The sequence below is a fragment of the Paraburkholderia unamae genome (assembly GCF_003268775.1).
In the GTDB taxonomy this organism is placed as follows: domain Bacteria; phylum Pseudomonadota; class Gammaproteobacteria; order Burkholderiales; family Burkholderiaceae; genus Paraburkholderia; species Paraburkholderia unamae.
The window spans coordinates 118,536-137,177 of the sequence record NZ_QLSU01000021.1 but is presented as its reverse complement, the minus strand read 5'-3'; the positions used below and the strand labels follow the sequence as shown (position 1 = coordinate 137,177).

The window sequence follows — 18,642 nt, the reverse complement described above, 5'->3', positions numbered from 1 at the left end:
AGGATAAGAAAACACCGGCCGCAAAAGCGGCCGGAGGTTTCGGGCGAGGCCTCAGTGAGCGCTGCTCAGGGCCTTTTCGAGCCGGTCACCGCTGACCGCGCCCGGCAGCCGCGTGCCGTCGGCGAGGATCACGGTGGGCGTGCCGGTCACGTTCATCTTCTGGCCGAGCGCGAGATTGCTGTCGATGGCGGCGGTGTCGCAGGTGCCGGCGGCCGTGGGCGCCTTGCGGTCGACCATCCACGACTCCCACGCCTTCGCGCGGTCCGTCGAGCACCAGATCTGCTTGGCCTTCGCCGTCGAATCCGGCGAGAGCACCGGGTACAGGAAGGTGTAGACCGTCACGTTGTCGATCGACTTGAGCGTGCTTTCGAGCTGGTGGCAGTACGGGCAGTTCGGGTCGGAGAACACGGCCATCTTGCGGCTGCCGTTGCCCTTCACCACCTTCACCGCGTTCGCGAACGGCAGCTTCGCGAAGTCGACCTTGTTGATCTCGTTCAGGCGAGCCTCGGTGAGATTGCGATGCGCCTTGGTGTCGATGAGTTCGCCGTTGAGCACGTAGTCGCCGTTGGCGTCGCTGTAGATGAGCTGCGTGCCGAGGTTGATCTCGTACAGGCCCGGCATCTGTGCCTTGGTAATGCCCTTGATGTCGCTGGCGTCGATGCCGAGGCGCGACTGGAGCGCCGATTTGATCTTGTCGGTGGTCTGGTCGGCCTGGGCCGAGCAACCGAGCGCCGAGGTGGCCGCCGCGATGACGATCGCGGCAATGCGAATACGCGTTTGCATGGGATGCATTCCTGATTCGGGCGCGCCGCGCGAATGCGGCGCGCGCAGAGTTCCGTTGGCTGACCGCAGCGCTGACAAGCGCTGCAAACACCGCCTTCGCCGGCACCGCTGGGCGAATACGCCCATTCTAAGCTGCACCGGGCTTCGAGCAACCGAAATGCCCGCTCGGGCTCGACGATGCCATAAGCGCTACGGGCGCGCTAACCGAGCGCCGAAGCCACGAGCCAGCGCTTGAGCAACGGCTGCGCGCCCACGAACGCCATGCCCGTGTTGCGCACCGCGCGAGCCAGCGTGCCGGGAAATGAAAAGAGGCGTTGCAGGCCGTCGGTGGCGACGACGAGTTTCTGGATGTCTTCGCGGCGGCCGCGTTCGTAGCGGCGCAGCAGCACGAGGTCGCCGAGGTCGCGAAACGCCTCTTTCTTCGTGACGACGTCCACAAGCGCGGCGACGTCGCGCAAACCGAGGTTCACGCCCTGACCGGCGAGCGGGTGAATCAGATGCGCGGCGTCGCCGACCAGCGCGACGCGCGGCGCGACGAGCCGATCGACGGTTTGCAGCGAAAGCGGAAAGCCGCGCGCGGGCGTGACGCATTCGAGCGCGCCCAGCTGGCTTTGCGAAACGCGCTCGACTTCGGCGGCGAGCTGCTCCGGTTCGAGCTTGAGGAGTTCATCGGCATGATCCGTCTGCGCCGACCAGACGAGCGATACGTGCTGGTCCGGCAGCGGCAGCAACGCGACGATCTCGCCCTCGCGGAACCACTGGTACGCCGTTTCGCCGTGCGGCTTTTCCGCGCGGAAATTGGCGACCACGCCGGTTTGGCGGTAGTCGCGCCGCTCGACCTTCGAGCCGATCTGCGAGCGCACCCACGAATGCGCGCCGTCCGCGCCGATCGCGAGATCGGCTTCGATCGTGCGGCCGTTGGCGAGGCCGATCACGGCGGCGTCCGGCTTCACGTCGAGCGTTTGCGCGCGCGTGTCGATCCACGTGAGATTGGGCTGGAAGTGCAGCGCTGCGTCGAGCGCGCGCTCGACGACCGACGACTCGGCAATCCACGCGAGCTGCGCAACCGAGGCCTGATACGCCGAGAAGTGCAGCTCCGCGGCGGCGTCGCCGAACACGCGCATGTCGAGCACGGGCGTGAGGCGCGCGGCGTCCACGGCCTGCCAGACCCGCAGCCGCTCGAACAGCGCCTGCGAGCTGCGCGAAAAGGCGTAGACACGCGCGTCGAACACGGCGCCCGTGGGCAGCGGCGCGCACGGCTGCGCGAGCAGCGCCACGCGCAGGCCGCCCTGGGTCAGCGCGAGCGCCGCCGACTTGCCGACGAGCCCGCCGCCGATCACGGCGACATCAAAGGTCTGGTTGCTTGCAGTCATGCGCGCATTATAGCCGCGGGGGCTTGCCCGACAGGGCCGGACGGGCAGGATGTTGCGGCGCAACAAGGGGCCCGCGTCACCCGGCGCTACACGGCGTCGCAGGGCGAATCCGCGTTTCGGGGCGCCCGCCCGCATCGCCCACGCCGAACCCTCCCCCGGACGAGGTTACAATTACGGTTTTCGTGACCCGTAGAATCGTGTCACGCCCCCCGACGTGCCACCTGCGCCGCCCCGCCCGCCGCCTCCGCTATTCGCGCGACGCCCGGCCCCGGGCGCTACGCGCGCGGCGAGCCGCACGTCACCACCCTGACATGCAGAGATTTTCATGAGCCTCAAATGCGGCATCGTCGGCTTGCCTAACGTCGGCAAGTCCACCCTCTTCAATGCGCTGACCAAGGCAGGCATCGCCGCCGAGAACTATCCGTTCTGCACGATCGAGCCGAACGTCGGCGTGGTCGAAGTGCCGGATCCGCGCCTGAAGGCGCTCTCGGAGATCGTGAAGCCCGAGCGCGTCGTGCCGGCCGTGGTCGAATTCGTCGACATCGCGGGTCTGGTCGCGGGCGCGAGCAAGGGTGAAGGCCTCGGCAACCAGTTCCTCGCCAACATCCGCGAAACGGATGCGATCACGCACGTCGTGCGCTGCTTCGAGGACGAAAACGTGATCCACGTGGCGGGCAAGGTCGATCCGCTCTCCGACATCGAAGTCATCAACACCGAACTCGCGCTCGCCGACCTCGCCACCGTCGAAAAGTCGCTCACGCGCTATTCGAAGGCCGCCAAGTCGGGCAACGACAAGGAAGCCGCGAAGCTCGTCGCCGTGCTGGAAAAAGTGCGCACGCAGCTCGACCAGGCCAAGCCCGTGCGCGCGCTCGACTTGAACGAAGACGAACAGGCGCTCCTGAAGCCCTTCTGCCTGATCACCGCGAAGAAGACGATGTACGTCGCGAACGTGAAGGACGACGGCTTCGAGAACAACCCGTACCTCGACGCCGTGCGCAAGCACGCCGAAGCCGAAGGTGCGCCGGTCGTGGCCGTGTGCGCCGCGATCGAAGCCGAAATCGCCGACCTCGACGACGAAGACAAGATCGCCTTCCTCGCCGACATGGGCATGGAAGAGCCGGGCCTCGACCGCGTGATCCGCGCGGGCTTCAAGCTGCTCGGCCTGCAAACGTATTTCACGGCGGGCGTGAAGGAAGTGCGCGCGTGGACGATCCACGTGGGCGATACGGCCCCGCAAGCCGCCGGCGTGATCCACACCGACTTCGAGCGCGGCTTCATTCGCGCGCAAACCATCGCGTTCGACGACTTCATCCAGTACAAGGGCGAAACCGGCGCGAAGGAAGCCGGCAAGATGCGCGCCGAAGGCAAGGAATATGTCGTGCACGACGGCGACGTGATGAACTTCCTGTTCAACGTGTAAAGCGACGTTGCAAGGCAATGCAGAAAAGCCCGCTTGTGAGCGGGCTTTTTTGTGGCTGAGGGCGCGAGCGGCCGACGGTAGCCACCCGTCACTCCCCCGCCGCCCCCACCCCGTACAATAGCGGTTTGCGTTTCACCCGGCGTCACCCCAATTCGCGGTTCCGACGCGGCGCCCGTGCAAGCAGCGCCGCGTCCCGCCCCCTTTTCTCCCGTTTCCAAAGACACTCTCATGGCCCAATACGTCTTCACCATGAACCGGGTCGGCAAGATCGTGCCGCCCAAGCGCCAGATCCTGAAGGACATCTCGCTGTCGTTCTTCCCCGGCGCGAAGATCGGCCTGCTCGGCCTGAACGGCTCGGGCAAGTCCACGCTCATCAAGATCATGGCCGGCGTCGACAAGGACATCGAAGGCGAAGCCACGCCGATGCCGAATCTGAACATCGGCTACCTCCCGCAGGAGCCGCAGCTCGATCCGGAAAAGACCGTGCGCGAAGCGGTCGAAGAGGGTCTGGGCGACGTATTCAACGCGCAGAAGAAGCTCGACGAAATCTACGCCGCCTACGCGGAGCCGGATGCCGACTTCGACGCACTGGCCGCCGAACAGGCAAAGTACGAAGCGATTCTCGCGACCACCGACGGCAGCGCCGAACAGCAGATCGAAATCGCCGCCGACGCCCTGCGCCTGCCGGCGTGGGACGCGAAAATCGGCAATCTGTCGGGCGGTGAAAAGCGCCGCGTCGCGCTGTGCAAGCTGCTGCTCGAAAAGCCCGACATGCTGCTGCTCGACGAACCGACCAACCACCTCGACGCCGAATCGGTCGAGTGGCTCGAGCAGTTCCTCACGCGCTTCCCGGGCACCGTGGTCGCCGTGACCCACGATCGCTACTTCCTCGATAACGCCGCCGAGTGGATTCTCGAACTCGACCGTGGCCACGGCATTCCCTGGAAGGGCAACTACTCCAGCTGGCTCGACCAGAAGGAAGAACGCCTGAAGCAGGAAGAAGCGTCGGAATCGGCGCGCCAGAAGGCGATCAAGAAGGAACTGGAGTGGGTGCGCCAGAACCCGAAGGGCCGTCAGGCGAAGTCGAAGGCGCGTATCGCCCGCTTCGAGGAACTGTCGAGCGCCGATTACCAGAAGCGCAATGAAACGCAGGAAATCTTCATTCCGGCGGGCGAGCGTCTGGGCAACGAAGTCATCGAGTTCAAGAACGTCAGCAAGTCTTACGGCGACCGTCTGCTGATCGACAACCTCAGCTTCAAGATTCCGGCGGGCGCGATCGTCGGCATCATCGGGCCGAACGGCGCCGGTAAGTCGACGCTGTTCCGCATGCTCACGGGCAAGGAGCAGCCGGATTCGGGCGAGATCGTGCAGGGCCCGACGGTCAAGCTCGCGTACGTGGACCAGAGCCGCGACGCGCTGGCCGCCGACAAGACCGTGTTCGAGGAAATCTCGGGCGGCGCGGACGTGCTGACCGTGGGCAAGTACGAAACGCCGTCGCGCGCGTACATTGGCCGCTTCAACTTCAAGGGCGGCGACCAGCAGAAGGTCGTCGGCAATCTGTCGGGTGGTGAGCGCGGCCGTCTGCATCTGGCCAAGACGCTGATTTCGGGCGGCAACGTCCTGCTGCTGGACGAACCGTCGAACGACCTCGACGTCGAAACGCTGCGCGCGCTCGAAGACGCGCTGCTCGAATTCGCGGGCTCGGTGATGGTGATTTCGCACGATCGCTGGTTCCTCGACCGTATCGCCACGCACATCCTGGCGTTCGAAGGCGACTCGCAGGTCACGTTCTTCGACGGCAACTATCAGGAATACGAGGCCGACAAGATCAAGCGTCTGGGCGAGGAAGCCGCGCGTCCGAAGCGTCTGCGCTACAAGCCGATCAGCCGCTAACCCGCGACGGGTTCGGTAGCCAGCAACGGCGGCCCTCGGGCCGCCGTTTTGCTTTGCGGCACGCGCGGCACGGCGGTTGCGCGAAAGCCGCTACGCTTAGGGCCTTCCGCCTTTGGTCCTCTAGCCTCCTGGCCCTCTCCCCCGCGAGGAATTGCGCATGGCGATGCCGCTCCGCAACCGGATTCTGCTGATCGTGGCGATCGCCGCCGCGTTACTCGTGCTTGCGGCGCTCGGCGCGATGTACACGCTCCAGCGCGAGGCAAAGGCGTATGTGGAGCGAGCGCTCGCGCCCGTCGGCACGGCGGCGAGCGTGAACGTGGCATTCAACCTCTCGTCCGTCGAACTCGTCGACGTCCGCCTGAAACCGCCGCCCAACTGGCCCACCGCCAACACGCTGCGCGCCGCGCGCATCACGATCACGCCCGACCTGCGCGCACTGCTCTCGCACCGCGTGCACATCCGCAGTGTCACCGTGAGCGACTTCACGATGACGGTGCTGCGCCGGGAGAGCGGCTCCATCCTGATCCTGCCGAATCTGCGCGACGAGATGGCGCAGGCTTCAGCGCCCGCTTCCGGCGCGAGCGCAACGCCGGACGCGGGCGGCCTGCCGCGCGAAAAGGTCATCGACCATATCGGCTTCGAGAACGGCACGTTCGAGTTCTACGACCGCTCGGTGAGCAATCCGCCGTGGCGCGTGACGGTGAACCGCGCGCAGGCGAGCGTGGACAACGTGCATCTGCCCGCGCTCAGCGAGCCCACGCGCGTTTCGGTCACGGGCAATGTGGTCGGCCCCGAGCATACGGGCCGCGTCGCGTTTGACGGCTGGGTGCAGATCGCGAACAAGGATTCGCAAACGCACACGACGCTGCGCGGCGTGGACGTGCGCACGATCGATCCGTATCTGCTGAAAAAGGCCGGCGCCAAGGCCAATGTGACGGGCGGCACGCTCGACCTCGATCTCACCTCGACCGTGCGCGGCTATCACCTGCACGCGCCGGGCACGGTCACGCTGCACAACCTGCAACTGGCGGAAAGCGGCGACGCCGTGGACACCTTCCTGTCGATCCCGACGCGCGCCGCCGTGGCCGCGCTCAAGGCGCACAAGGGCGAGATCACGCTGCATTTCGTGCTAGACGGCAACTTGCGCGATCCGAAATTCAAGCTCAACGAAAGCCTCGTGACGGAACTGCGCGCGGGGTTCGCGCAAGCGCTCGGCGTGAGTGCGGAGGGCGTGGCGAAGGGCGCAGGGCAAACGGCGAAGGGAATCGCCGACGCGCTGCGCAGCCTGCTCGGGCAACCGGCGGCGCCGGCGCCCGCATCGAAATAGCCCGCGAGTGCGGACTTGCTGCGCGATCAGGCGATCACGCGAACAGGCAGTCAGCCGATCAGCCGCTCAGAGCGGCAGGCCGAGTTCGCGCAGCTTCGCGTCGGTGGCGGCGTTGCTCGAGTGATGCACGCCATGCCAGCCGAGCGCCGTGGCGGCCTCGGCGTTGCGCGCGTTGTCGTCGATGAAAACGAGTTCCTCGGGCTTCACGCCCGGCAACTGCGCCTCGATGCGGCGAAACATCTCGTGGAAAATCGCCGGATCGGGCTTCACGAGCTTCACACGCCCCGAAACGACGATGTCGCGGCAGCGCCGCAGGATGCCAAAGCGCTCCCAGGCCCACGGAAACGTCTCCGCCGACCAGTTGGTGAGGCCGAAGATCGGCACGCCCGCCGCTTCCAGCCGCTCGAAGGTGGCGACGCCGCCCTCGAGCAGGCCGCCGATCATCTCGTGCCAGCGGTCGTAAAACGCGCGAATGAGCGCCTCGTGCTCGGGAAACTTCGCGACCAGTTCCTCGGTGCCCACGGCAAGGGGCTCGCCGCCGTCCTGGCGGATCACCCAGTCCATCTTGCAGACGTTCGTGAGGAACCAGCGCCGCTCGTCGTCGTTGGGAATGAGCTTGCGATAGAGATGCTCGGGATTCCAGTCCACGAGCACGCCGCCGAAATCGAACACCACTGCCTTGATCGCCATACGCTTGCCGCTCCGCTTGATCGCTAGCTGAATATCGAGGAAATCAGATCGGTTGCGTGCGCTTTTCGAGCCACGCGAGCGCCTCGCCGCTCACATGCGGCGCGACGCGCACGCGCACCGTCTGGTGGTACGCGTTGAGCCATTCGCGTTCGTCCGCGCGCAGGAGCGACAGATCGATACAGCGCGTGTCGATTGGGCAGAGCGTGAGCGTCTCGAAGTTGAGGAACTCGCCGAATTCGGTGGTTTCGGCGCGCTGGTTCAGCACGAGATTCTCGATGCGCACGCCCCACTTGCCCGGCCGGTAGATGCCCGGCTCGACCGATGTGATCATGCCCTCTTCCATCGCGGTCCACGGCTCGGCGGGCGCGTAATGGGAGATGACCTGCGGGCCTTCATGCACGTTCAGGAAGTAGCCCACGCCGTGGCCCGTGCCGTGACCATAGTCCACGCCGGCTTCCCAGATCGGCGCGCGCGCGATGGCGTCGAGCATCGGCGAGCGGATGCCGCGCGGGAACTGCGCGCGAGAGAGCGCCATCATGCCCTTGAGGACGAGCGTGAAGTCGCGCTTTTGCTCCGCGCCCGGTGTGCCCACGGGCACGACGCGCGTGATGTCGGTGGTGCCGTCGAGGTACTGGCCGCGCGAGTCGATCAGCAGCAGGCCGTCGCCCTCGATCACACTGTGCGACTCGGGCACGGCGTGGTAGTGCGGCATCGCGCCGTTGGCGTTGAAGGCCGCGATGGTCGCGAACGAGAGCGACTTGAAGCCGGGCCGGCGCGCGCGCGCGGCGGTGAGCTTTTCGTCGATGGTCAGTTCGGTGATGGTCTCGTGGCCAAGCGCGGCTTCGAACCACGCGAAGAACTCGGCGAGCGCCGCGCCGTCCTGCTCCATGGTCGCGCGCACGTGGTTGGCTTCGGCGGCCGTCTTGCGCGACTTGAAGAACGTGCTCGGGTTGACCGACTCCACGAGTTGCACCGCCGACGACACCGCCTTCAGCAAGCCGTACGTCACGCGGCGCGGATCGACGAGCAGCGCGGCCTTGGCGGGCAGCGCCGCGAGCGCGGCTGCGGCCTCGGCATAGGGCGCCACACGCACCTTGTCTTTAGCGAGCGATTGCGCAAGCGCCTCGCCCACCTTGCCGCCGGCGACGAAGAGCGTCGCTTCGTCCGGCCCGATCAACGCATGCGCGACGAACACCGGGTTGTAGTTGACGTCCGCGCCGCGCAGGTTGAAGAGCCATGCGAGGTCGTCGAGCGTCGAGATGAAATGCCACTGCGCGCCCTTCTCCTGCATCGCGCGGCGCACCTGTTCGAGCTTGCCCGCGCGGCTCGTGTCCGCGTGCGGCGCGACGTGCTCGTACACCGGTTCGAGCGGCAGCGACGGGCGGCCCTGCCACACGTCGTCGAGCAGATCGAGGTCGGTGCGCAGCGCGATGTCGCGCGCCTTGAGCGCGTCGGCGAGCGCACGCGCCGAGGCCACACCCAGCACGTCGCCGTCCACGGCCACCGCGCCGCCCGCGCGCACGTTCTGCGCAAGCCAGTCGATGTGCGGCGCGCTCTGCTGGCCCGCCATCATCTTCATGAGCTGTATGCCCGTGCCCGCCAACTGGTTTTCGGCCTGCACCCAGTAGCGGCTGTCCACCCACACGCCAGCAAAGTCCTTCGTCACGACCAGCGTGCCCACCGAACCGGTGAAGCCCGACAGCCACTCGCGGCCCTGCCAGCGGCGCGGCAGGTACTCGGAGAGATGCGGATCGGCGGACGGCACGAGGGCGGCGTCCACGTCGGCGCGCGCCATCGCGGCGCGCAGGGCGGCAATGCGTTCAGGGATCGAAGCGGTTTCGGGGAGTCGGGCGTTCATGTTTTCACCTGCGAAGAATTCGGGGCGGGATGATGGGTGGACCGGATCGGAACGGGTTAGCGCCGCCGCGCGCGCAACGCGACGCACGCGCCCACGAAGACGAGTGCGAGCGCCGTGCAAAGCGGCCATTCGAGCACCTCGCCGTCGTAGAAGAGGCCCGTCGCCCGGCCCGCCGCTTTCGCGAGCACCGCGCCCAGCACGCCGGCCACGGCCGCCAGCGCGAGCCCGTGGCGGGCGGCACGGCGCAGGGGATGGAGCCACCACCCGGCACACCCCACCACCAGACCCAGAACAACGATACCGGACCAGCCCATTAGAGATTTGTCCTATAGATTTTCAGAGATGTCTGATAGGACCGTCGAAGCGCGAGGGCTAGCATCACTTTCTCGGTTACATCTACTTTTACTGGAGAACGGTCGGCTCGGCGCTTTCCGCGTAGCGGTTGAGTGTAGGGGGCGGGATGGCGCAAGGCAAGCGCGTCCGGTCCGCCGCGGCCGCCCCCCTCGTATGCGAATCGCCCTAGTCGAACCCGACGCCCGTCAGGCCGAAATCGTCGTCCGCCTGCTCATCGCGGGCGGGCACGCATGCCAGCACTTCGCGCTCGGCACGCAGTTCTTCGAGACGCTCGAAGAAGAAACCTTCGACCTCCTCGTCGTGGCATGGTGGTGCGGCGACACCGGCGCCGACGACCTCATCCCGCGCACGCGCAAGCTGCTCCCGGGCCTGCCCGCCATCGTGCTGATGGTCACGCCGCACGAGAGCGAGATCGTCGCGAGCCTGCAAGCCGGCGCCGACGACTGTATCGCCAAGCCTGTGCGCGGCCCCGAAATGCTCGCGCGCATCGACGCGCTGCTGCGCCGCGCGGGCGTGCGCCGTCCGCGCAACCGCGCGCGCCACGGCTTTGGCGACTATCTCTTCGACTCGGGGCGCTACGAAGTGTCCTTCCGGGGCCAGACCGTCACGCTCACGCCGAAGGAATATCGCTTCGCCCTGCTGCTGTTCACGAACGCATCGCGCCCCGTTTCGCGCGCGCGCATTCTCGAAACGGTGTGGAATCTGAACCGCGACGTTCGGTCGCGCACGCTCGACACGCACGCCTCCCGGCTGCGCAGCAAATTGCAGCTCGGGCCCGAGCACGGCTGGCGTTTGACGACCTTGTACGGCTTCGGCTACCAGCTCGAAAGACTCCCCCTATCATCTGCCGAAGAGTCGGAATCTGTCGACGAGAATGTCAGAAGCGCGGAAAAGTTATAATATCCGCCTAAATCTTCGCCCCATGGTATGCAGCTTCTAACGATCGGAATCAATCACCACACCGCGCCCGTCGCCTTGCGCGAACGCGTGGCGTTTCCGCTCGAACAGATCAAGCCCGCACTCGGCTTGTTCAAGGAAGCGTGGTCCGGCAAGCGTTCGCTGAGCGCGCCGGAGGCCGCCATCCTCTCCACCTGCAACCGCACCGAGCTCTATTGCGCGACCGACGCGCACGGCTCGCGCGAGGCCGCGGTGAGCTGGCTGTCCCACTACCACGGCATCCGCGAGGAGGAACTCGCGCCGCACGTCTATACGCTGCCGCAGTCCGAAGCGGTCCGCCATGCGTTCCGGGTGGCGTCGGGACTCGATTCGATGGTGCTCGGCGAAACGCAGATCGTCGGCCAGTTGAAAACGGCGGTACGCACCGCGACCGAAGCGGGCGCCCTCGGCACCTATCTGAACCAGTTGTTCCAGCGCACCTTCGCCGTGGCGAAGGAAGTGCGCACCACGACTGAAATCGGCGCGCAGTCGGTTTCGATGGCCGCCGCCGCCGTGCGCCTCGCGCAGCGCATCTTCGACAAGATCGCCAACCAGCGCGTGCTGTTCATCGGCGCGGGCGAAATGATCGAGCTGTGCGCCGCCCACTTCGCCGCGCAGCAGCCGCGCGAACTCGTGGTGGCCAATCGCACCGCCGAGCGCGGGCGCTATGTTGCGGAACGTTTCAACGGCAAGTCGATTCCGCTCTCCGACCTGCCCTCGCGCATGCACGAGTTCGACATCATCGTCTCGTGCACGGCGTCCACGCTGCCCATCATTGGTCTCGGCGCCGTCGAGCGCGCGGTGAAGGCGCGCCGTCACCGCCCCATTTTCATGGTCGACCTCGCGGTGCCGCGTGACATCGAGCCCGAAGTCGGCCAGCTCGAAGACGTGTTCCTCTACACCGTCGACGATCTCGGCACGATCGTGCGCGAAGGCAATGCCTCGCGCCAGGCCGCCGTGGCGCAGGCCGAAACGATCATCGAGTCGCGCGTGGCGAACTTCATGCAGTGGCTCGACTCGCGCAGCATCGTGCCCGTCATCCGCCACATGCACACCCAGGCCGACGCCCTGCGCCGCGCCGAACTCGAGCGCGCCCGCAAGATGCTCGCGCGCGGCGACGACCCGTCCGCCGTGCTCGAAGCGCTCTCGCAGTCGCTCACCAACAAGCTGATCCACGGCCCGACGCACGCGCTCAACACATCGAGCGGCGACAACCGCGATTCGCTCATCGAGCTGATGGGCGGTTTCTATCGCCACGGCCAGTCGCCGAAATCCGGCGACGCGGCGCAGCCCGCGACCTCCGACGCCTCGTCCCGTTCCGCGGACGCCTCCGGCTCGACTGAAGCGTCAGGTTCTTCGGACCGTTAGCGACGCTCGGGCCCGGCGCGCGCCATGCGCGCCCCGCACGAACGGGCCGCGCGCCCGCCTCTTCTCTCTCGCAGTCCTTTCCGGAGCCCGCTCCGCACCGCCCGATGAAAACGAGCATGCAATCGAAGCTCGACCAGCTGACTACGCGCCTGGCCGAGCTGAACGACCTGTTGAGCCGTCCCGACGTGACCTCGAACCGCGACCAGTACCGCAAGCTCACGCGTGAGCATTCGGAACTGGGGCCGGTGGTCGAGCACTACGGCCAATGGCGCCAGGCGAAAGACGACGAGGCCGCGGCGAAGGACCTGCTCTCCGATGCCTCGATGCGCGACTTCGCCGAGGAAGAAGTGAAGGCCGCGCGCGAGCGCATGGCGCAGCTCCAGCACGAATTGCAGATGATGCTGCTGCCGAAGGACCCCAACGACGACCGCAACGTGTTCCTCGAAATCCGCGCGGGCACGGGCGGCGACGAGTCGGCCCTGTTCGCGGGCGACCTCCTGCGTATGTACCTGCGCTACGCGGAGCGCAACCGCTGGCAGATCGAAATGATGTCGGCGAGCGAGTCGGATCTGGGCGGCTACAAGGAAGTGATCGTGCGCATTGCGGGCGAAGCGGCCTATTCGAAGCTCAAATTCGAGTCGGGCGGCCATCGCGTGCAGCGCGTGCCGGCCACGGAAACGCAGGGCCGCATCCACACGTCGGCCTGCACGGTCGCGGTGATGCCCGAGGCGGATGAAATTGGCGAGGTCGAGATCAATCCCGCCGATCTGCGCATCGACACGTTCCGCGCTTCGGGCGCGGGCGGCCAGCACATCAACAAGACCGATTCGGCCGTACGCGTGACGCACTTGCCGACCGGCATCGTCGTGGAATGCCAGGACGACCGCTCGCAGCACAAGAACAAGGATCGCGCGCTCAAGGTGCTCGCCGCGCGCATCAAGGACAAGCAGTACCAGGAGCAGCACGCGAAGGAAGCGGCCACGCGCAAGAGCCTCGTGGGCTCGGGCGACCGCTCGGAGCGCATCCGCACCTATAACTTCCCGCAAGGGCGGCTCACCGATCACCGCATCAATCTCACGCTCTATCGTCTCGAAGCGATCATGGACGGCGACCTCGGCGAGTTGATCGGCGCCCTGGTTTCCGAGCATCAGGCCGAACAGCTTGCCTCGCTCGGCGACGCGGATTGAGCGCGCACCCGGTATGAACGAAGCCGTCACCGCCGACGCCCTGCTGCGCGCCTCGCCGCTGCCCGCGCTCGAAGCGCGCATCCTGCTGATGCACGTGCTCGGCTGGCGCCGCACCGAACTCATCACGCGCGGCGACCAGGCGCTCGACGCGGCCCGCGTGGACGCTTACCGCGCGCTCGAAGCGCGCCGCGTGCAAGGTGAGCCGATCGCGCAGCTCGTGGGCGCGCGCGAGTTCTACGGCCTCGACTTCGATGTGACGCCCGATGTGCTGATTCCGCGCCCGGAAACCGAACTGCTCGTGGAAACGGCGCTCGCCGCGCTCGAAGGCGTTGTGCAGCCGCGCGTGCTCGACCTCGGCACCGGCAGCGGCGCGATCGCCGTGGCGCTCGCGTCGATGCGGCCCGACGCACGCGTCTGGGCGGTCGACCGCTCCGCGGCCGCACTCGAGGTGGCGGCGCGCAATGCCGCGAAACTGCTGAACGCGCGGCGCCCCGGCGGCGCCCTCGCGTTCGTGGCGGGCAGCTGGTACGACACGCTCGACCCGGCGCTGCGCTTCGAGGCGATCGTGAGCAATCCGCCGTATATCGCGAGCGGCGATCCGCATCTGGAGCAGGGCGACTTGCGTTTCGAGCCGCGCGGCGCGCTCACCGACGAAGCCGACGGCCTCACCGCCCTGCGCGCGATCGTTGCGGGCGCGCCCGCGCGGCTCGCGCCTGGCGGCACGCTCTGGATGGAGCACGGTTATGACCAGGCGCAAGCCGTGCGCGCACTGCTGGCAGGCGCGGGCTTCGCCGATGTGCGCTCCGGGCGCGACCTGGCGGGCATCGAGCGCATCAGCGGCGGCCGTATGCCTGGCTGATGCCTGGCTGAGCCCACCGGTCACGCCCGGCTCTCCCCGACGAAATCCGCTATCATTTCATCCTGCATTCCAACGTATTCAGCATCAATCCAATCGCAAGGTCAGTCATGGACACTCAACAACGCATCAAGCAGATCGTCGACGAAAACGCCGTCGTCCTCTTCATGAAGGGCAACGCGCAGTTCCCGATGTGCGGCTTCTCCGGTCGCGCGGTGCAGATCCTGAAAGCGTGCGGCGTCGATCAGCTCAAGACCGTCAACGTGCTCGAGGACGACGAGATCCGCCAGGGCATCAAGGAATTCTCGAACTGGCCGACCATTCCGCAGCTCTACGTGAAGGGCGAGTTCATCGGCGGCTCGGACATCATGATGGAGATGTACCAGAACGGCGAACTGCAACAGCTCTTCGCCGCGGCGTAAATGCCGGCCTGCGGGGCGGCGGCGGACGCAATGGCAATCCATTGCGTCTCGTTTGTCCCCGGGCGCGCGGCGCGCCACGCCCGCGCGCTTCATGAGGCGCCGCGCGCCTCGCCTTCGCTTCGACTCCCCACCCGCCTGACGTGAATACCGCCTCCCCTGCCTCGTCCGCCGTCGCACGGCCCGCGCAACGCCGGCTGATCATCGCGATTACGGGCGCCACGGGCGCGATCTATGGCGTGCGCATGCTCGACGTGCTGCGGCGGCTGGGCGGCGTCGAAACGCATCTGCTGGTGTCGGCCGCGGGGTGGCTGAACATCCAGCACGAACTCCAGATCACGAAAGACGATCTCCATGCGCGCGCCGATGTGGTCCATTCGGTGCGCGATGTCGGCGCAACCATCGCATCGGGCTCCTTCGCGACCGACGGCATGATCGTCGCGCCCTGCTCGATGAAGACGCTCGCGAGCGTCGCCCACGGCCTCTCCGACAACCTGATCGCACGCGCCGCCGACGTCACGCTCAAGGAGCGCCGCCGCCTCGTGCTGCTCGTGCGCGAGACGCCGTTCAACCTCGCGCATCTGCGCAACATGACGGCCGTGACCGAAATGGGCGGCGTGATCTTCCCGCCGCTGCCGGCCTTCTACAACCAGCCGGCCTCGATCGACGAAATGGTCGATCACACCGTGGCGCGCGTGCTCGACCTGTTCGCGCTCGGACCCGCGCTCTCGCCCGCCTGGCCGGGGCTGCGCGGCAGCGGCGAGTAGCCGCGGCCCGAATCTCTTCGCGCTGCGCCGATTATCAATACCGGCGACACAATCAATTCCCTTTCGCCCCGTTTAATTCTCGGCGGTAGGCTCCTATATTGATCGCAATACGATACTTTCGGACCGCCCTGGCGCGGCCAGCCCACGATCATGACAACCCGTACGCCTACCCTCTATCTTTCGCACGGCGCGCCGACGCTGCCGATCGACCCGTCGCTGCCGTCCGGCGGCTTCACCACGCTTGCGCAGCACCTGCCGCGTCCGCAGTCGGTGCTGATGCTCTCGGCGCACTGGGGCACGATACGCCCCGTGGTGAGCACCGCCGCGCAGCCCGAAACGATCCACGACTTCTACGGCTTTCCGCGCGCGCTCTACGAGATCCAGTATCCGGCGCCGGGCGCGCCCGAGACGGCGCAGCGCGCCGCGGCGCTGCTGCGCGAGCAAGGTGTGCCGGTCGATGAGGAAGCGCACGGGCTCGACCATGGCGCGTGGGTGCCCATGCTGCTGATGTTCCCCGACGCCGACGTGCCGGTCGCGCAGCTCTCGATCCAGCCGCGCGCCGACGCCGCGCACCACTTCGCCATCGGCCGCGCGCTGCGCGCGTTGCGCGACGAAGGCGTGATGGTGATCGGTTCGGGCCAGATCACGCACAACCTGCGCGCGGCGGACTTCTCGGCGCGCCCCGAAGACGCCGACCCGCGCGTGGCCGAGTTCACCGACTGGTTCGAGAACCACCTCGCCGCACGCGATATCGACGCGCTGCTCGACTACCGCCAGCGCGCTCCGCACGCGGTGCTCATGCACCCGACCGACGAGCACCTGCTGCCCGTCTTCGCGGCGCTCGGCGCGGCTGACGACGACTACACACTCGGCGTGCAATCGCTCGGCACCTACCAGCGCGCGCTGGCGATGACGAACTACGTGTTCGGCAGCGCCGTGCAGTAAGACCGCCGCACACGCTCCGGACGCAAAAAAGCCCGCCTGAATCGCTTCAGGCGGGCTTTTTGTTTTGCGCCGCTTCGACAGCGCGGCGCAATCGGACCAGCAACGCTTAGTGCGCTTGGCTTAGTGCACTTAGTGCGCGCCGATGCCTTCGAGCACTTCGTCGTGTTCTTCGCGTTCGGCGAGGTACGGCGAACGGTAGCCCGAACTCACGCCCCAGTAATAGAACACGAGCGAGATCAGCGCGACCACGAGCATGTCCCAGCCGTAGGGAAGCAGGCCGCTGCCGCCGAACTCCTTGCTGCCGAGCAACGAGAGCAGCGCCATGATCGGCAGGTACGCGCACAGCCACCATGCGGCCTTCAGATCCTGGCCCCAGCCGGCGAAGCCCTGCTTGCGCTGGAAGTAGAAGTACACCGGCAGCGCGACGACCATCAGCAGGATGATTTCGCCGGTCAGCGGCCACTTCGCCCAGTACAGGATCATCGACGCGCAGACGAACGCGAACGGCGCGATCACTTTCATGAACGGCACGGAGAGCGGGCGCTCGATGTCCGAGGCGGCGCGCTTGAGCGCCATCAGGCTGATCGGACCCGTGAGGTACGAAATCACCGTCGCCACCGAGATCACCGCCGCAAGCGAGCTCCAGCCGCGGAAGAAGAACATGAAGATGAACGAAACAAGCAGGTTGAACCACATCGCGTTGCGCGGCACGCCGTAGAACGGGTGCACGTTGCCGAACATCTTCGGCATCGTGTTGTTGCGCTCCATCGCGTAGATCATGCGCGAGGTCGTCGCCATGTAGGTCGTACCGGTGCCGCTCGGGCTCACGAATGCGTCGACGTAGAGCAGGATGGCGAGCCAGTTCAGGTTCAGCGCGATCGCGAGTTCCGCGAACGGCGACTTGAAGTTGAACGTGTTCCAGCCCTTCATGACGTCCGACGGCGAAACCGCGCCGATGTACGCGATTTGCAGCAGCACGTAGATCACGAGCGCGCAGAGGATCGAGCCGATCACCGCGAACGGCACGCTCTTGGCCGGATTGCGCGCTTCACCCGCGAGGTTGATCGGGCTCTGGAAGCCGTTGAACGCGAACACGATGCCGCTCGTCGCGACCGCCGTGAACACCGCCGACCAGCCATAAGGCGCGAACGTGCTCGCCTCGCCGAAATTCTCGTGGTGGAAGCCACCCGCCATCAGACCGACGATCGTGAGACCCGGAATGATGAACTTGAAGATCGTGATCGCGCTATTGGCGCGCGCGAACAGCTTCACACCCCAATAGTTGAGCATGAAGTAGATGATCACGAGGATGGCGGAAAGCCCGAGCCCTGAATGTGTTAATGACCCGTCGACGAAGAGCGCGTGCGCCCACTCGTAGGGCCAGGTGCTCATGTACTGGATCGAGGCTTCGGCTTCGATCGGGATCACCGAGACAATGGCGATCCAGTTTGCCCACGCGCTGATGAAGCCCACCAGTGCGCCGTGCGAGTAGCGGGCGTAACGGACCATGCCGCCCGACTCCGGGAACATCGCGCCCAGTTCGGCGTAAGTCAGGGCGATGGCCAGAATGACCACGGCGCCGATGATCCAGGCACAAACGGCCGCCGGACCCGCGATTTTCGCCGCCTTCCACGCGCCGAACAGCCAGCCCGAACCGATAATCGACCCGAGGCCGGTAAACATCAGCGCGAACGGGCCGATGTTCCGTTGAATAGAACTTTTCACGTCTTCTCCTGTATCAAGAGCAGCTCGACACCGCATTTATCCCGTCTGTTGTGCGGGCGGGTTTCCCGCGGTTGTCGTACCTCCACACGAAAGATTGCGCCTGTAGGCGCAACTTTAGCGCGGCGCGTAGTTTAACCGGTTGCACCGCCGAAAGTCGCGGCTTAATACAAAAAAGTCATTTGCTTATCAAGCTTTGTAAGGTTTTGTTGCGTCCCCGAAGTAAAAAAACATGGAGATTGCCGGGCCCCCAGTTGACCTTGTTCGCAATAAGCCGTATAAAGTTCGAGCAGGATTTCAAGCGGCGAGTGTGAATTGGTCTTTCGTAGTTCGCCCATCAACGGTACTCCGGCTGGTCCCATACCCCTTCCTTGATTTTCATGCACCTCTCGGGCTTCGGCCTTCATTCATTTTTAGGAAAGTAATATGGAAACCGGTACCGTCAAGTGGTTCAATGACGCAAAGGGCTTTGGCTTCATCACTCCGGACGGCGGCGGCGAAGACCTGTTCGCGCACTTCTCGGAAATCAAGATCGACGGCTTCAAGACGCTGCAAGAGAACCAAAAGGTTCAATTCGAAGTCCGTACGGGCCCGAAGGGCAAGCAAGCCGCCAACATCAAGCCGGTCTAAGGGCTGCGGACCGTGTCCGCGCCGACCTGCTTTGACGTTCAGGACCTGAACACCGGTTCTTGAGTGGCAAGCTTACCGAAAAACCCCACGCTTCTTCTCGAACGTGGGGTTTTT

The 18,642-nt window shown here is 66.0% G+C and carries 16 protein-coding genes and 1 pseudogene; 11 read left to right on the top strand and 6 right to left on the bottom strand.

Annotated elements, in window-relative coordinates; all coding sequences use genetic code 11:
* Nucleotides 1-51: 51 nt before the first annotated feature.
* Together C7401_RS29365 and C7401_RS29360 are read right to left on the bottom strand one after the other, a co-directional pair.
* Complete coding sequence (locus C7401_RS29365; RefSeq protein ID WP_112174905.1) at nucleotides 52-783, bottom strand: DsbC family protein; 732 nt, start codon at nucleotides 781-783, stop codon at nucleotides 52-54.
* A gap of 200 nt (nucleotides 784-983) precedes the next feature.
* Nucleotides 984-2,156: a UbiH/UbiF family hydroxylase gene (locus tag C7401_RS29360; RefSeq protein ID WP_112174904.1), complete on the bottom strand. Its 1,173-nt coding sequence runs from the start codon at nucleotides 2,154-2,156 to the stop codon at nucleotides 984-986.
* A gap of 325 nt (nucleotides 2,157-2,481) precedes the next feature.
* On the opposite strand from C7401_RS29360, the gene ychF reads away from it, so the two are divergent.
* The 3 genes from ychF to C7401_RS29345 all read left to right on the top strand — a co-directional run bounded on the left by ychF (nucleotide 2,482) and on the right by C7401_RS29345 (nucleotide 6,796).
* On the top strand, nucleotides 2,482-3,576 hold the full coding sequence (gene ychF, locus C7401_RS29355; RefSeq protein WP_112174903.1) for a redox-regulated ATPase YchF: 1,095 nt from the start codon (nucleotides 2,482-2,484) through the stop codon (nucleotides 3,574-3,576).
* Between the two features lie 228 nt (nucleotides 3,577-3,804).
* Complete coding sequence (gene ettA / locus C7401_RS29350; protein ID WP_112174902.1) at nucleotides 3,805-5,469, top strand: energy-dependent translational throttle protein EttA; 1,665 nt, start codon at nucleotides 3,805-3,807, stop codon at nucleotides 5,467-5,469.
* Nucleotides 5,470-5,626: 157 nt separating this feature from the next.
* Nucleotides 5,627-6,796: a DUF748 domain-containing protein gene (locus C7401_RS29345; RefSeq protein ID WP_112174901.1), complete on the top strand. Its 1,170-nt coding sequence runs from the start codon at nucleotides 5,627-5,629 to the stop codon at nucleotides 6,794-6,796.
* Nucleotides 6,797-6,862: 66 nt separating this feature from the next.
* On the opposite strand, the gene C7401_RS29340 is transcribed toward C7401_RS29345, so the two are convergent.
* From C7401_RS29340 to C7401_RS29330, 3 genes are read right to left on the bottom strand one after another with little or no spacing between them, the layout of a single operon-like run.
* On the bottom strand, nucleotides 6,863-7,486 hold the full coding sequence (locus C7401_RS29340; RefSeq protein ID WP_112174900.1) for an HAD family hydrolase: 624 nt from the start codon (nucleotides 7,484-7,486) through the stop codon (nucleotides 6,863-6,865).
* Between the two features lie 43 nt (nucleotides 7,487-7,529).
* Nucleotides 7,530-9,344 (bottom strand): aminopeptidase P family protein, encoded by a 1,815-nt coding sequence (locus C7401_RS29335; RefSeq protein ID WP_112174899.1) that lies wholly within the window; start codon nucleotides 9,342-9,344, stop codon nucleotides 7,530-7,532.
* Between the two features lie 56 nt (nucleotides 9,345-9,400).
* Entirely contained in the window at nucleotides 9,401-9,658 is a 258-nt protein-coding gene (locus C7401_RS29330) for a hypothetical protein (RefSeq protein ID WP_112174898.1), read from the bottom strand.
* Nucleotides 9,659-9,851: 193 nt separating this feature from the next.
* On the opposite strand from C7401_RS29330, the gene C7401_RS29325 reads away from it, so the two are divergent.
* The 7 genes and pseudogenes from C7401_RS29325 to C7401_RS29295 all read left to right on the top strand — a co-directional run bounded on the left by C7401_RS29325 (nucleotide 9,852) and on the right by C7401_RS29295 (nucleotide 16,176).
* Nucleotides 9,852-10,598, top strand: coding sequence for a response regulator transcription factor (locus C7401_RS29325; protein ID WP_112174897.1), 747 nt, complete (start codon nucleotides 9,852-9,854; stop codon nucleotides 10,596-10,598).
* Between the two features lie 27 nt (nucleotides 10,599-10,625).
* A pseudogene (gene hemA, locus C7401_RS29320) lies at nucleotides 10,626-11,915 on the top strand (glutamyl-tRNA reductase); the annotation flags it as partial.
* A gap of 191 nt (nucleotides 11,916-12,106) precedes the next feature.
* A complete protein-coding gene (gene prfA / locus C7401_RS29315; protein ID WP_112174895.1) occupies nucleotides 12,107-13,189 on the top strand; it encodes a peptide chain release factor 1 in 1,083 nt (360 codons plus the stop codon).
* A 13-nt stretch (nucleotides 13,190-13,202) separates the two neighbouring features.
* On the top strand, nucleotides 13,203-14,048 hold the full coding sequence (prmC, locus tag C7401_RS29310; RefSeq protein ID WP_112174894.1) for a peptide chain release factor N(5)-glutamine methyltransferase: 846 nt from the start codon (nucleotides 13,203-13,205) through the stop codon (nucleotides 14,046-14,048).
* A gap of 107 nt (nucleotides 14,049-14,155) precedes the next feature.
* Nucleotides 14,156-14,467 carry a Grx4 family monothiol glutaredoxin gene (grxD, locus tag C7401_RS29305; protein WP_112174893.1) on the top strand — a complete coding sequence of 104 codons (312 nt, stop codon included), beginning with the start codon at nucleotides 14,156-14,158 and terminating at the stop codon, nucleotides 14,465-14,467.
* A gap of 140 nt (nucleotides 14,468-14,607) precedes the next feature.
* Nucleotides 14,608-15,231, top strand: coding sequence for a UbiX family flavin prenyltransferase (locus C7401_RS29300; RefSeq protein WP_112174892.1), 624 nt, complete (start codon nucleotides 14,608-14,610; stop codon nucleotides 15,229-15,231).
* A 150-nt stretch (nucleotides 15,232-15,381) separates the two neighbouring features.
* Nucleotides 15,382-16,176: a DODA-type extradiol aromatic ring-opening family dioxygenase gene (locus C7401_RS29295; RefSeq protein ID WP_112174891.1), complete on the top strand. Its 795-nt coding sequence runs from the start codon at nucleotides 15,382-15,384 to the stop codon at nucleotides 16,174-16,176.
* Between the two features lie 129 nt (nucleotides 16,177-16,305).
* Here C7401_RS29295 and C7401_RS29290 read toward each other — a convergent pair whose 3' ends face one another.
* A complete protein-coding gene (locus C7401_RS29290) occupies nucleotides 16,306-17,901 on the bottom strand; it encodes an APC family permease (protein WP_112174890.1) in 1,596 nt (531 codons plus the stop codon).
* A 423-nt stretch (nucleotides 17,902-18,324) separates the two neighbouring features.
* Between C7401_RS29290 and C7401_RS29285 the strand changes: the two genes are divergently transcribed.
* On the top strand, nucleotides 18,325-18,528 hold the full coding sequence (locus tag C7401_RS29285; protein WP_027819263.1) for a cold-shock protein: 204 nt from the start codon (nucleotides 18,325-18,327) through the stop codon (nucleotides 18,526-18,528).
* Nucleotides 18,529-18,642: the final 114 nt, after the last annotated feature.

Excerpts from the sequence above, each read along its gene's own strand:
- ychF (WP_112174903.1), top strand. The coding sequence starts at position 2,482 with ATGAGCCTCAAATGCGGCATCGTCGGCTTGCCTAACGTCGGCAAGTCC.
- ettA (WP_112174902.1), top strand. The coding sequence starts at position 3,805 with ATGGCCCAATACGTCTTCACCATGAACCGGGTCGGCAAGATCGTGCCG.
- C7401_RS29295 (WP_112174891.1), top strand. The coding sequence starts at position 15,382 with ATGACAACCCGTACGCCTACCCTCTATCTTTCGCACGGCGCGCCGACG.
- C7401_RS29330 (WP_112174898.1), bottom strand. The coding sequence starts at position 9,658 with ATGGGCTGGTCCGGTATCGTTGTTCTGGGTCTGGTGGTGGGGTGTGCC.
- grxD (WP_112174893.1), top strand. The coding sequence starts at position 14,156 with ATGGACACTCAACAACGCATCAAGCAGATCGTCGACGAAAACGCCGTC.
- C7401_RS29340 (WP_112174900.1), bottom strand. The coding sequence starts at position 7,486 with ATGGCGATCAAGGCAGTGGTGTTCGATTTCGGCGGCGTGCTCGTGGAC.
- C7401_RS29345 (WP_112174901.1), top strand. The coding sequence starts at position 5,627 with ATGGCGATGCCGCTCCGCAACCGGATTCTGCTGATCGTGGCGATCGCC.
- prfA (WP_112174895.1), top strand. The coding sequence starts at position 12,107 with ATGAAAACGAGCATGCAATCGAAGCTCGACCAGCTGACTACGCGCCTG.
- C7401_RS29325 (WP_112174897.1), top strand. The coding sequence starts at position 9,852 with ATGCGAATCGCCCTAGTCGAACCCGACGCCCGTCAGGCCGAAATCGTC.
- C7401_RS29285 (WP_027819263.1), top strand. The coding sequence starts at position 18,325 with ATGGAAACCGGTACCGTCAAGTGGTTCAATGACGCAAAGGGCTTTGGC.
- C7401_RS29335 (WP_112174899.1), bottom strand. The coding sequence starts at position 9,344 with ATGAACGCCCGACTCCCCGAAACCGCTTCGATCCCTGAACGCATTGCC.
- C7401_RS29365 (WP_112174905.1), bottom strand. The coding sequence starts at position 783 with ATGCAAACGCGTATTCGCATTGCCGCGATCGTCATCGCGGCGGCCACC.
- prmC (WP_112174894.1), top strand. The coding sequence starts at position 13,203 with ATGAACGAAGCCGTCACCGCCGACGCCCTGCTGCGCGCCTCGCCGCTG.
- C7401_RS29360 (WP_112174904.1), bottom strand. The coding sequence starts at position 2,156 with ATGACTGCAAGCAACCAGACCTTTGATGTCGCCGTGATCGGCGGCGGG.